12 protein-coding genes are annotated in these 11,943 nt (G+C 68.9%); 4 read left to right on the top strand and 8 right to left on the bottom strand.

What is annotated here, in order from left to right:
- Window positions 1-27: 27 nt before the first annotated feature.
- From ACFCYE_RS08065 to dut, 3 genes are read right to left on the bottom strand one after another with little or no spacing between them, the layout of a single operon-like run.
- On the bottom strand, window positions 28-780 hold the full coding sequence (locus tag ACFCYE_RS08065) for a DUF3159 domain-containing protein (protein ID WP_376177782.1): 753 nt from the start codon (window positions 778-780) through the stop codon (window positions 28-30).
- Entirely contained in the window at window positions 777-1,364 is a 588-nt protein-coding gene (locus ACFCYE_RS08060) for a DUF3710 domain-containing protein (protein ID WP_376177781.1), read from the bottom strand. Before ACFCYE_RS08060 ends, ACFCYE_RS08065 begins: the two co-directional genes overlap by 4 nt.
- On the bottom strand, window positions 1,361-1,837 hold the full coding sequence (gene dut, locus ACFCYE_RS08055; protein ID WP_376177780.1) for a dUTP diphosphatase: 477 nt from the start codon (window positions 1,835-1,837) through the stop codon (window positions 1,361-1,363). The genes ACFCYE_RS08060 and dut overlap by 4 nt, the downstream gene beginning before the upstream one ends.
- A gap of 12 nt (window positions 1,838-1,849) precedes the next feature.
- Between dut and ACFCYE_RS08050 the strand changes: the two genes are divergently transcribed.
- The gene (locus ACFCYE_RS08050) at window positions 1,850-2,314 is read left to right on the top strand and encodes a DUF3093 domain-containing protein (RefSeq protein ID WP_376177779.1); all 465 of its coding nucleotides are present in this window, start codon (window positions 1,850-1,852) and stop codon (window positions 2,312-2,314) included.
- Window positions 2,315-2,381: 67 nt separating this feature from the next.
- Here ACFCYE_RS08050 and ACFCYE_RS08045 read toward each other — a convergent pair whose 3' ends face one another.
- Window positions 2,382-2,675, bottom strand: coding sequence for a DUF4193 domain-containing protein (locus ACFCYE_RS08045; protein ID WP_376178151.1), 294 nt, complete (start codon window positions 2,673-2,675; stop codon window positions 2,382-2,384).
- 198 nt (window positions 2,676-2,873) lie between these two features.
- Between ACFCYE_RS08045 and sepH the strand changes: the two genes are divergently transcribed.
- Window positions 2,874-3,914 carry a septation protein SepH gene (sepH, locus tag ACFCYE_RS08040; protein WP_376177777.1) on the top strand — a complete coding sequence of 347 codons (1,041 nt, stop codon included), beginning with the start codon at window positions 2,874-2,876 and terminating at the stop codon, window positions 3,912-3,914.
- A gap of 36 nt (window positions 3,915-3,950) precedes the next feature.
- Here the strand turns inward: sepH and ACFCYE_RS08035 are convergent, their stop codons facing one another.
- Complete coding sequence (locus ACFCYE_RS08035; RefSeq protein WP_376177775.1) at window positions 3,951-5,072, bottom strand: alkaline phosphatase family protein; 1,122 nt, start codon at window positions 5,070-5,072, stop codon at window positions 3,951-3,953.
- Window positions 5,073-5,119: 47 nt separating this feature from the next.
- On the opposite strand from ACFCYE_RS08035, the gene ACFCYE_RS08030 reads away from it, so the two are divergent.
- Window positions 5,120-7,564, top strand: a complete 2,445-nt coding sequence (locus ACFCYE_RS08030) for a DNA topoisomerase (ATP-hydrolyzing) subunit A (protein WP_376177773.1) — start codon at window positions 5,120-5,122, stop codon at window positions 7,562-7,564.
- A 116-nt stretch (window positions 7,565-7,680) separates the two neighbouring features.
- Here ACFCYE_RS08030 and ACFCYE_RS08025 read toward each other — a convergent pair whose 3' ends face one another.
- Complete coding sequence (locus ACFCYE_RS08025) at window positions 7,681-9,780, bottom strand: type IIA DNA topoisomerase subunit B (RefSeq protein ID WP_376177771.1); 2,100 nt, start codon at window positions 9,778-9,780, stop codon at window positions 7,681-7,683.
- A 181-nt stretch (window positions 9,781-9,961) separates the two neighbouring features.
- Here ACFCYE_RS08025 and ACFCYE_RS08020 point away from each other — a divergent pair, with 181 nt between their 5' ends.
- Entirely contained in the window at window positions 9,962-10,177 is a 216-nt protein-coding gene (locus tag ACFCYE_RS08020) for a hypothetical protein (protein ID WP_264157765.1), read from the top strand.
- Between the two features lie 21 nt (window positions 10,178-10,198).
- Here the strand turns inward: ACFCYE_RS08020 and ACFCYE_RS08015 are convergent, their stop codons facing one another.
- Window positions 10,199-11,233 carry an alanine racemase gene (locus tag ACFCYE_RS08015; RefSeq protein WP_376177770.1) on the bottom strand — a complete coding sequence of 345 codons (1,035 nt, stop codon included), beginning with the start codon at window positions 11,231-11,233 and terminating at the stop codon, window positions 10,199-10,201.
- Window positions 11,233-11,937, bottom strand: coding sequence for an alanine racemase (locus ACFCYE_RS08010; protein WP_376177769.1), 705 nt, complete (start codon window positions 11,935-11,937; stop codon window positions 11,233-11,235). Before ACFCYE_RS08010 ends, ACFCYE_RS08015 begins: the two co-directional genes overlap by 1 nt.
- Window positions 11,938-11,943 lie beyond the last annotated feature (6 nt).

The following is an 11,943-nucleotide window of genomic DNA, read 5'->3' as shown; positions in this document are numbered from 1 at the left end:
ATTTATCTTGATGTCAAGATAAATCTATCACGAGTCCGCAGCGTCGACACGCGGTTCGGTGCGCGGGTACAGCGCGCGCACGACGAGCCAGGTCACGGCGATCATCGGAGCGAACAGCGGCAGCCCCATGATCAGTTTCAAGGTTCCGAGCGCCGTCACATCGCCGGCGAAATACAGCGGCAGCTGCACCGCGAGGCGTGCGAAGAACAGTGCCGACCACGCGATCGCGAGCCAGAAGAACGCCCGCTTCTTGCGGCGATCCCGACGCCACGCCGTGCCTTCGCCCAGGAGGAATCCGGCGGCGAGGCCGATCAGCGACCACCCGACGAGCGCCGAGATCAGCAGCGCGGTGCCGTACAGCGAGTTCGTGAGGAATCCGGGGACGAAGTTGTCCTCGCCTCGCCCGGTGAACAGCGCAAGACCGGCCGCGGCGCCGGCGGCCACCAGGCCGCCGATCGCCGCAGACGGCGGTGATTTCTGGACCAGTCGCACGACCGTGAAGACGGCAGCGAGCCCGACCGACACCCCGAGCGACAGGATCAGCGGATCAGGACTGATCGTGAAGAGGACGACGAACGCCAGGCTCGGCAGCACCGACTCCAGGATGCCGCGCCAGCCGCCGATCGCCGACCAGACGACGCGTTGCGTGGTGGATGCCTCATCGGGGTCGAGGCCGGCTTTCCTGGCCGCTCCCCCCAACGCCGCCCCGAGCACATCGGACACGCGCGGCTCTGGACCCTCGGCGTGATCTCCGTCGGCGGGAGGGCGCTGATCGCTCACGCTGCGCCGGGCGTCGACGGCATCTTCAGCGGGATGAGATCGCGCGGGGGCATCGGAGCGCCGCCGCGGACGACCACCAGCGAGCGGAACAGGTCCTCGACCTTGGCCGCGGCATCCAGATCCGACGCCGCCGCACCGCCGATGACACCGCGCAGGAACCACCGAGGCCCGTCGACTCCGACGAACCGGGCAAGACGCAGACCCGAACCTTCCGCAGCGGTGGCGGGGACCTCGGCGAGCAGCTCCTTGCCGAGCGGGCCGTCGCGCTCTTCGACGCGTCCGCCCTGCGAGCGGACCTGATCCTTGAGCTGCACGCGCGTCTCGTCCCAGAGCCCGCCGGAGCGCGGGGCCGCGAACGGCTGCACCTGCAACGAGGAATCGGCGTAATCGAGGCCGACGGCCACGATGCGCTTGGTCTGCTCCTCGACCTCGAGGCGGAGGTTCAGTCCGTCGCGCGGAAGGATCTTGATCCCGCCGAGGTCGATGTACGGGCGTACCGGATTCACCTCGGACTCGTCGAACGGGCCGTCGACGGCGCGTCCTGCCGGCGCTGACTTGCCGGGCTGCTCGTTCTGGTCTGTCATGACTTCTCCCCTGAGACGGTGTCGGCGCTCGCTCCGGCTGCCTGGTAGCCCGTCGACCCGAAGCCTCCATCGCCGCGGACGCTCTCGGGGAGCTGCTCGACGGGGATGAACTGCGCGCGGGTGACCGGCATGATGATCAGCTGGGCGATGCGATCGCCGACCGCCACATCGTACGCGCTGCGGATGTCGGTGTTGATCAGGCTCACCTTGATCTCGCCACGGTATCCGGCATCGACCGTACCGGGCGCATTCACGATCGAGATGCCGTGCTTGGCCGCCAGACCGCTGCGCGGGACGACGAAGGCCGCGTAGCCCTCGGGCAGCGCGATCCGCACTCCGGTCGCCACCAGCGCGCGCTCCCCTGGCTCGAGATGCACGGCTTCGGCCGCCACGAGGTCGGCGCCGGCGTCGCCGGGATGCGCATAATGCGGGACGACGGAGGCGATAATGGGAAGGTCGATGGAATCGCTCACCCCAAGAGGCTAATGCAGAACACGATCCCCGCCACCCGCCCGCGCTATCGGGAGCGCCTTGCACCGAGCCTCTGGCTGCTGGTGTCGGCAGCGGTCCTCGCGCCGATGGTCGCGCTCACGCTCGTGCCGCTGAACTCCACGTTGGGCCTCATCATCGGCATCATCGTCGCGGTCGCAGTGATCGGACTCCTCGTCGCCGCCTCACCGGTCGTGTCGGTGGAGGCGGGAACCCTCTCGGCCGGGCGCGCGCATATCGACGTCCGCTGGCTCGGCGACCCCGTCGCGCTCACCGGCGAAGAAGCGAAGCAGGCGCGCGGCCCCGGGCTCGCCGCATCCGGTTGGCATCTCATCCGCGGGGGGATCGACGGGATGGTCGTCGTGCCGAACACCGACCCTGACGACCCGGTTACGCAGTGGTCCATCTCGACGCGCACCCCCGACCGGCTCGCCGCGGCCATCCGCCGCGCACGGGGCTGAGAACCCGGCGCAGAACGACGACGCGCCCCGGACCTGTTCGGTCGGGGGCGCGTACGGGATGCTGCGGTCAGGCCGAGCATTCCTTGCAGATGGGTCCATGCGGACCCTCGTGATCGAGCTGCGAGCGGTGCTTCACCAGGAAGCAGTTCATGCAGGTGAACTCGTCCTGCTGCGCGGGCAGCACGACGACGTCGAGTTCGAGGTCGGACAGGTCGGCCCCAGGTAGGTCGAAGCTCGACGGGTTGTCCGAGTCCTCGTCACCGGTTGAGCCGGACAGCTTGTCCGGCACACGCTCCTTGAGGGCTTCGATCGACTCGGAGTCGTCTTCGCTCTTTCGAGGGGCGTCGTAGTCGGTTGCCATGCGGTAGATCTCCACTTTCATGGTGCTAGTGGGCGGGGCGCCGTCGGGTAATCGGCGGGCATAGTTTGCACGACCGGAGCGGAATACGCAAATGCGGTTCGTGGCACCCGATCAAACTCACGGCACGCCCAGGGTATTCCCGGCATCCGGAGCGCCCGCGTGACACCATGATCTGACACCCATCAGAGGGGCATTCGCATGGAAAACGTCACGATCGTGGGCACCGAGGCCGGTGTTCTCGTCCTCGCCACCGAGAACGGTCAGCGCTTCGCGCTGCCCATCGACGATCTTCTGCGCGCCGAGATCCGACGCGCTCGCGCACAATCGACCCCCGCGGCCCCCCGACTCGCCGCGAGTCCTCGTGAGATCCAGGCCCACATCCGCTCCGGGATGTCCGCCGCCGAGGTCGCCGAGCTTCTCGGCATCGCACGCTCCGACGTCGAGCGCTTCGAAGGCCCCGTGCTCGCCGAGCGCGAGCACGTCGTCGGTCAGGCTCTGGCCGTGCCCGTGCTGATCGGCAGTGAGGTCGAGCCGGACGCGCAGCCCACGTTCGGCACGGCGATCCGCACCAAGCTCGCCGAGGTCGGCGCCGAGTCGGAGCGCTGGGTGAGCTGGAAAGAGGAATCCGGCTGGATCATCAAGCTGGAGTTCACCGCGAACGACGTCGATCACGATGCACGCTGGAGCTTCGATCCTCGGCGCAGCACACTCGCCCCCCTCAACGCCGACGCCACGCAGCTGTCGCGTCAGGGCTCACTGCCCGAAGGACTGATCCCGCGTCTGCGCGCCGTCGAGAGCGATCGGCAGGCCTCGCCGTACAAGGACGAGACCCGGTTCGACTCCGGAGCGTTCGGGCCGCGTGGCGGCGCGGATCCCGAGGATGAGCCCGCCGAGCCGGCTTCGGCCGACCGCGCACCCAGTGCAGCGCAGAACGCGGCCATCAAGCGCGCGCCGGAGGAATCCAGCACGAGCCCGGAGACGGCCGATCTGCTCGAGGCGCTGCGTCGACGACGAGGACAGCGGGAGAGCGCCCCGCTCGTGGTCGAAGAACACGATGATGTCACGCCCCCGAGCCCGATCGCGCTGTTCGATGCGCAGGAACCATCGCGCGAGACCCGCACGACCGACTCCGAGCCGGATCAGGAGCCGCCGGGCGGCGATTCCTCGTCCAGGAAGCGCCGCCGCAACGCGATGCCCTCGTGGGATGAGATCGTGTTCGGCGCGCGAACCGACGAATAGTCGCGTACGGGCGAACAGACGCGCAGGGACGCTCGTTCAGCGCGCCAGTGCACCGAGCCTGATCATGGGGACCTGCCGCTCCTCCGGAGTGAGTGAACCATGCTGGCCGATCATTCCTCGACCGCGCTGATCCTGCGCGGTGCCGTCGTAGAGCGCGCGGTTGCCCCGCGCCGCGACGACGAGGTCTCCGATGCGGGATGCCGCGGCATCCGTCACGCGCGGACCGAACAGTCCCGCGGCGATCGCCTCGGAGCGCGTCGCGACGTCGGCGATGCCGTCGGTGTCCGCCCGCCACAGTTCCGCCGCACGGTCGTGATCGACGTCATCCTCCAGGTACAGGTGCAGCATCCGCGGCTCCCCGCCGAAGTGGCGCACCTGCCCCATCCCCTGACTCGTCTCGTCGAAGACGCTCTGCCGATGCGGCGGAACATCCACCATCCCGTGATCCGCAGTCACCACGACGCCGACACCGTCCGGAACCGCCCGCGACAACGCCGCATCCACGTCTTCCAGTGCCGCGATCCACTCGGGGGAATCGACCCCGTGCTTGTGCCCTGCCTTGTCGACGTCCGCGAGGTAGCAGTAGACGATCGCCCCCTCGTGCCGCGCGGCGAGGTCGTACGCCGCTTCGACGCGTTCCGCCGCAGACGCGACCGCGACGAACTCGGCGCCCCGCAGCGTCGCATGCGTGAAGCCGCTGTGCGCGTACGCCGCGACGCCGAGCGCGAATGCCGGGTGTCCGGCATCCGTCGCACGCTCGAAGATCGTCGGGCTGGCCTGCCAGGTGCGAGGATCGATGCCCGCGGCCTCCCACTCGGTGAGCTGATTGACCAGGCGATCACGGGCACGATCGAGCACCTGGTACCCCACCAGCCCGTGCTCACCGGGGCAGGCGCTCGTGAGGATGCTCGTCAGAGCTGCGGCCGTCGTCGACGGAAAGACCGACGTCGCGACATCCCGCTTCGCCATGTGCCCGGTCAGGAATCGGGCGTGCCCGGCATGGGTACGCAGGCCGATCGCTCCGAGACCGTCGACGACGACGAGTACGCCGGAGCGGATGCGCGTGCCGCCCTCGCCGCGTACGGCGGCGAACAGGTCGTCCGCCACCCCGACGATGCTCCGGGCTGCAGCGGACTCGGACGGTAGCATGAGAGACATATCCGAGCCAGTCTTTCACAGCCCTGTGCAACGCCCGAAGGTCCACCATGCCCAAATCCTCGTCCGCTGAACCCGTCGAGGAACGCATCCAGGACATCGACCTCGAGAGCGAGATGCAGGGGTCGTTCCTGGAGTACGCGTACTCCGTGATCTATTCGCGCGCCCTTCCGGATGCGCGCGACGGGCTGAAGCCGGTGCAGCGCCGCATCCTGTTCCAGATGGCCGAGATGGGGCTGCGCCCCGACCGCGGCCACGTGAAGAGCGCGCGCGTCGTCGGCGAAGTGATGGGAAAGCTGCACCCGCACGGCGACTCGGCCATCTACGACGCGCTGGTCCGTCTCGCGCAGGAGTGGGCCCTGCGGCTCCCCCTCGTCGACGGCCACGGCAACTTCGGTTCGCTCGACGACGGTCCGGCCGCCGCGCGGTACACCGAAGCTCGCCTCGCCGGCGCGGCGCTCGCGCTGACAAACGACCTCGACGAGGACGTCGTCGACTTCGTCCCGAACTACGACGGTCAGTTCCAGCAGCCCGCGGTGCTTCCGGCCGCGTTCCCCAACCTCCTGGTCAACGGCGCCAGCGGCATCGCGGTCGGCATGGCGACCAACATGGCCCCGCACAATCTGATCGAGGTCGTGGCCGCCGCCACCTATCTCCTCGAGAACCCGGAGGCCACGACCGAAGAGCTCATGGAGTTCGTCCCGGGTCCCGATTTCCCCTCCGGCGGCATCGTCATGGGTCTGGACGGGATCAAGGACGCCTACACGAACGGTCGTGGAGCGCTGAAGGTCCGCGGCAAAGTCGCGATCGAGTCCCTCGGGCCCCGGCGCACCGGCATCATCGTCACCGAGCTGCCGTACATGGTGGGCCCCGAGCGCCTGATCGAGAAGATCAGGGACGCCGTCCAGTCGAAGAAGCTGCAGGGCATCAGCGATGTCACCGACCTCACCGATCGCCACCACGGTCTCCGCGTCGCGATCACGGTCAAGACCGGCTTCGACCCGAACGCGATTCTCGAGCAGCTGTACCGGCTCACCCCGCTGGAGGACTCCTTCAGCATCAACAACGTCGCTCTCGTCCAGGGCCAACCGCGCACGCTCGGCCTCAAGGAGCTGCTGAGCGTCTACGTCGGTCACCGCATCGAGGTCATCACCCGACGCAGCCGGTACCGACTCGCGCGCCGCGAGGAGCGACTGCACCTCGTCGAGGGTCTGCTCATCGCGATCCTCGACATCGACGAGGTCATCCAGGTCATCCGTTCCTCCGATGACAGCGAGCAGGCACGCAGCCGCCTGCGCACCGTGTTCGACCTGTCCGAGCCGCAGGCCGAGTACATCCTCGAGCTGCGTCTGCGCCGCCTGACCAAGTTCTCCCGCATCGAGCTGGAGACGGAGCGGGATGCCCTCAAGGCGGAGATCGCGGCGCTGCTCGAGCTCCTCGGCAGTGATGCGCTGCTGCGCGCCCAGGTCGCCACGGAGCTGGACGCGGCTGCGGATGCCTATGGCACGCCTCGTCGCACGCTTCTGATGAACGCGAAGCCCGCGGCGCCGCGGCGTGCGAAGGCCGGCGAGACGGACCTGCAGATCGCGGATGCGCCCACGCTGGTCGCCCTGTCCACGACGGGGCGCGCCGTGCGCGTCGACGTCGTCGGCGACCAGGAGATCAGCCGCCCTGCACGTCGCAGCAAGCACGACGCGATCGCGTCCACCGTCGAAGCCACCGTGCGCGGCGAGGTCGGTGCGCTGACATCGACCGGACGCCTGCTGCGCTTCTCCCCCGTCGATCTGCCGTCCGTTCCCGCCAGCTCGGTACAGCTCGGTGCAGGCACGCCGCTGCGCGACTACCTCGGGATCACTGCGCGCACCGAGCGGATCGTCGCGCTCGTGCCGCTCGGCACCGAGACGCCGTTCGCGATCGGCACTGCGCAGGGCACGGTCAAGCGGATCGTGACCGCAACGCTTCCCGTACGGCCCGAGCTCGAGGTCATCGGACTCAAGGCGGGCGATACGGTCGTCGGCGCGGCATCCGCGGCAGACGACACCGAGCTGGTGTTCGTCACGACCGATGCGCAGCTGCTGCACTTCTCCGCATCGGCGGTCCGGCCTCAGGGCGCACCGGCCGCAGGCATGGCGGGCATCAAGCTCGGCGCCGGTGCGACGGTGCTGCACTTCGGCGTGGTCACCACGGATGAGGAGGCGGTGGTCGCGACGGTGTCCGGCGCCGAGGGCATGATCCCCGGGACCGATCCCGGCCGCGCGAAGGTCTCCTTCTTCGCCGAGTACCCCGCCAAGGGCCGCGCCACCGGTGGTGTGCGGGCACACGCCTTCCTGAAGGGCGAGGACCGTCTGACCGTCGCCTGGGTGGGCGATGAGCCCGCCTACGCTGTCGGGGTCGACGGCGCTGTTCGGACGCTTCCGGTGTCCGGCGCCAAGCGGGACGCCTCCGGTCAGCCCGTCGACGGCGTCATCGGATCGATCGGCCGTCCGGTCGTCTGATCAGCCGTCGGCGCACGTGGCGGCCAGCGTGTTCTGGTCGGCCCTGGTGGGCCGCGCCGGCAGCACCCCGGACCTCCCAGCGACCGGCGATGGACCGCGGGAGGCGCGGACAGCGATCAGGCGTCGATGGCCTCGCGGGACAGTCGATCCGAAGACTCGATGATAAACTCGCGGCGCGGAGCGACCTCGTTGCCCATCAGCAGCTCGAACACGCGTCCGGCAGCCTCGGCATCCTCCATGCGCACACGGCGGAGCAGGCGACCGGAGCGGTCCATCGTGGTGGACGCGAGCTGCTCGGCATCCATCTCGCCCAGACCCTTGTACCGCTGGATCGGCTCATGCCAGCGCCTGTTCTGCTTGCGCAGCTTGGCGAGCAGCGTGTGCAGCTCCTGTTCGCTGTAGGTGTAGATCGTCTCGTTCGGCTTCGATCCGGGGTTCATCACGATCACGCGGTGCAGCGGAGGGACAGCCGCGAACACCCGCCCCGCTTCGATGAGGGGGCGCATGTAGCGGAAGAACAGCGTCAGCAGCAGCGTGCGGATGTGCGCACCGTCCACGTCGGCGTCGCTCATCAGGATGACCTTGCCGTACCTCGCCGCCTCGATGTCGAAGCTGCGACCGGATCCGGCACCGATCACCTGGATGATCGACGCGCATTCGGCGTTCGAGAGCATGTCGCCGATGGATGCCTTCTGCACGTTGAGGATCTTGCCTCGAATCGGAAGCAGGGCCTGGAACTCGCTGTTGCGCGCGTTCTTGGCGGTTCCGAGCGCCGAGTCGCCCTCGACGATGAACAGCTCGCTGCGGTCGACCTCTTTGGTGCGGCAGTCGACGAGCTTGGCCGGGAGCGTGGAGGACTCCAGCGCGCTCTTGCGCCGCTGGGTCTCCTTGTGCGCGCGAGCGGAGACACGCGCCTTCATCTCGGCGACGATCTTGTCGAGGAGCTGGTTGGCCTGGTTCTTGTCGTCGCGCTTCGTCGACGAGAACCGAGCGCCGAGCTCCTTGCGCACGACCTGCGCGACGATCTGGCGCACGGCGGGCGTGCCGAGCACCTCCTTCGTCTGACCCTCGAACTGCGGCTCTGCCACCTCCACCGTGAGCACGGCCGTGAGCCCGGCGAGCACGTCGTCCTTCTCGAGCTTGTCGTTGCCGACCTTGAGTCGGCGGGAGTTCTGATCGACCTGCGCGCGCAGCACCTTCAGCAGCTCCTGCTCGAAGCCCTGCTGGTGCGTGCCGCCCTTGGGCGTGGCGATGATGTTCACGAACGAGCGCATGGTCGTCTCGTAGCCGGTCCCCCAGCGCAGCGCGATGTCGACGCGGCAGTCGCGCTGCACCTCCTGGGACGCCATCGTCCCGTTCGCCTGCAGCACCGGCACCGTCTCGGTGAACATGCCCTCTCCCTGGATGCGCCAGGTGTCGGTGACCGGGGCGTCGGTCGCGAGGTACTCGACGAACTCGCTGATGCCGCCTTCGTAGTGATACGAGGTCTCGTTGACCCCGTCCGCGCCGTCTTCCCCGCCGGCAGCACGCTGGTCGCGCACGAGGATCTCCAGCCCCGGCACGAGGAAGGCGGTCTGGCGCGCCCGCGTCTCGAGCTCGGCGAGCTGGAAAGCGGCGTCCTTGGTGAAGATCTGGCGGTCGGCCCAGTAGCGCACACGCGTTCCGGTGACGCCCTTCGCGACCTTGCCGACGACCCGGAGCTCGCTCTTCTCCTCGAACGGGGTGAATACGGCATCCGGACGCGGTGCGCCCGTGTCCTTGAACACACCCGGCTCCCCGCGGTGGAAGCTCATCGCGTAGGTCTTGCCGCCGCGGTCGACCTCGACATCCAGGCGCTCGGAGAGCGCGTTCACGACAGAAGCGCCGACACCGTGCAGACCGCCGGATGCCGCGTACGAACCGCCGCCGAACTTCCCACCGGCATGCAGCTTGGTGTAGACCACCTCGACACCGCTGAGCCCTGTGCGCGGCTCGACATCCACCGGCACACCGCGACCGCGGTCGCGCACTTCGACGCTGCCGTCGTCGTGAAGGACCACGTCGATCTTGGAACCGTTGCCGCCGACGGCCTCATCGACGGAGTTGTCGATGATCTCCCAGAGGCAGTGCATGAGCCCTGGCGAGCCGTTGGACCCGATGTACATGCCCGGGCGCTTGCGGACCGCTTCGAGCCCTTCCAGAACCTGAAGATGATGGGCGGAATACTCGGAGGTCACAGTCTTCAAGTCTAGGTGCGACAGCGCTCTGAACGCCGTCGACACTCCCCGGCGGGCCCAGGCTCGGGGCCGGCGCGTACGCGCTGAGCGAAACACGCCGTGATCCGGGCATGCGCACAGCCGGAGCGTGGTTGTATTGAGCACGCTCCCCAGCGAACCCGACAACCGAGGAGGCACCGAGATGAATGCAACGACAGAACGTGAGACCTCCACGGTGGAGTACCGCCTGACGGCAATGGATCGCTGTGATTCGTGCGGAGCTCAGGCCTACATCGCCGCCGAGGTCAACGGATCGGAACTGCTGTTCTGCGCACACCACGGTCGCAAGTACGAAGAGAAGCTGCGCAGCATCGCGACCAGCTGGCATGACGAGACCGCACGCCTCATCGAGGCGTGACCGCCCGGCGCCGAGCCGGACTCAGATCACGACTCGGCGCACCCGCGGCGACAGCCGCGTGAGGATCTCCTCGCCGACGGTGTCGATGCGCTCCGCCAGATCCGTCGCGCTCGGCTCGCCCTGCTCTCCCGGTCCGAACAGCCGAACCCGCTCACCCGGCGCCGCACCCGTCCAGCCATCCACCATGATCGCATCCAGGCCGATCTCGCGCACGGTGACCGGACCTGACGTCGTGCCGATCTGCGCACCCACCAGCGTGGACGGATAGCCGTCGAGCGATCCGATGCCGATCGACACGACTCCGGCCGACGCATCGACGACGGACGCCGTCAGGGTCGCGATCGGACGGACACCCTCGAGTTCGGGCCCTTCGGCCGAGCGGATGCCGTAGCAGAACGCCCCGATCCGCGAGAGCGACTCGCGCAGCTCGGGGCGCCACCACGACGCGGCGGACGCCGTGAGGTGGAGCACCTCGGGTGCCGGGCCGGTCTCCTCGACGTGGCCGACCGCTTCGCGGAAGCGCGCCTGCGCGTCATCGTCTTCGGCATCGCTGGCCTCCGCGATGTGGCTCCATACGCCCACCAGACGCAGCGATCCTTCATCCTCGCCCGCGCGGGCCTGCGCGACGGCGCCGGGCCATTCCTCGGGGCGTACGCCGTTGCGGTGCAGCCCCGTGTCGATCTTCAGGTGCACGCGCGCCGTGCGAGAGGACTGCGCCGCGACCGCGCGGACACGCTGGAGGTACTCGACCGTGCCGACTCCGAGATCGATGTCACCAGTGAGTGCTTCGGCGATCTCGTCGTCGTCGGACGTGGCCCACGCGAAGATGCGTCCTCGGGCGCCGAGCTGGTCGCGCAGCTGCAGGCCCGTCCGCACGTCGTACGCGCCGAACCATTGCACCCCGGCATCAGCGGCAGCCAGGGCCGACCAGCCGAGACCGTGCCCGTAGGCGTCGTCCTTCATGACCAGCATGAGCGCGGACGGCTCGATGCGCGCACGCACCGCTTCGATGTTCGCGAGGAACGCGGTTCGAGATATCTCCAGTGCCGGGCGCATCACGCCTCCCATTCGCGTCGGGCGTGCAGGCCGGCGACCGTGACGAGCTCGGGGATGCCGAGCCCGGTGGCCGCGCGCCAGTGTGCGAGTTCGCCGGCGACGACCCCCCGTCCGCCGAAGAAGGTGACGTCGTCTCCCGGGGCAGCGTGAACGTCGCCGACGTCGACGACGCAGACGTCCATCGCGACGCGTCCCACGATCGGTCGGCGCACACCGGCGACCTCGACGTCCGCACGATTGCCGAGGGCGCGGACGATCCCCTGCGCGTAGCCTCCGGTCACCAGCGCGACGATCGTGTCGGCGGCGGCGCGGTACGTGTAGCCGTAGGAGACCGCTTCGCCGGCGCGCAGCGGTTTGGTCGACATGACCCGACCGCTCAGGCTCATGACGGGATCGGTGCGCAACGTGCCGTGCTCGTCCGGCAGCCCGTAGAGCAGGAACGGGTCGATGTCCGCCACGCCGGTCGTCGCAGCGTCCAGCCCCGCCCCTCGCAGCCTCCGCACGGTGTCCTCGTCATCGACGAGCGCTCGACGCACGCCCTGCTCGATCAGCGCCGTGGCGACCTCGGAGACGCCGTGGCCCCACGCATCCCGTCGAAGGTCCGCGCGGGTGCCTCCCGCTGCGATCGCGGCACGGACAGCGGCGTCGAGCGCCACGCGCGACAGGATCGCACTCGGCAGGGCGCTGCTGGCAGCGGATGTCACCGGATC

The organism is Microbacterium sp. NPDC056234 (assembly GCF_042267585.1).
In the GTDB taxonomy this organism is placed as follows: domain Bacteria; phylum Actinomycetota; class Actinomycetes; order Actinomycetales; family Microbacteriaceae; genus Microbacterium.
Note: the sequence above shows the minus strand (reverse complement) of the source record. Positions and strands in the feature narration are given on the sequence as shown.

What these genes read in the sequence shown, in the direction of transcription:
- ACFCYE_RS08060 (WP_376177781.1), bottom strand. Translation starts at nt 1,364, where the DNA reads ATGACAGACCAGAACGAGCAGCCCGGCAAGTCAGCGCCGGCAGGACGC.
- ACFCYE_RS08030 (WP_376177773.1), top strand. Translation starts at nt 5,120, where the DNA reads ATGCCCAAATCCTCGTCCGCTGAACCCGTCGAGGAACGCATCCAGGAC.
- ACFCYE_RS08035 (WP_376177775.1), bottom strand. Translation starts at nt 5,072, where the DNA reads ATGTCTCTCATGCTACCGTCCGAGTCCGCTGCAGCCCGGAGCATCGTC.
- ACFCYE_RS08045 (WP_376178151.1), bottom strand. Translation starts at nt 2,675, where the DNA reads ATGGCAACCGACTACGACGCCCCTCGAAAGAGCGAAGACGACTCCGAG.
- ACFCYE_RS08020 (WP_264157765.1), top strand. Translation starts at nt 9,962, where the DNA reads ATGAATGCAACGACAGAACGTGAGACCTCCACGGTGGAGTACCGCCTG.
- ACFCYE_RS08050 (WP_376177779.1), top strand. Translation starts at nt 1,850, where the DNA reads ATGCAGAACACGATCCCCGCCACCCGCCCGCGCTATCGGGAGCGCCTT.
- sepH (WP_376177777.1), top strand. Translation starts at nt 2,874, where the DNA reads ATGGAAAACGTCACGATCGTGGGCACCGAGGCCGGTGTTCTCGTCCTC.
- ACFCYE_RS08015 (WP_376177770.1), bottom strand. Translation starts at nt 11,233, where the DNA reads ATGCGCCCGGCACTGGAGATATCTCGAACCGCGTTCCTCGCGAACATC.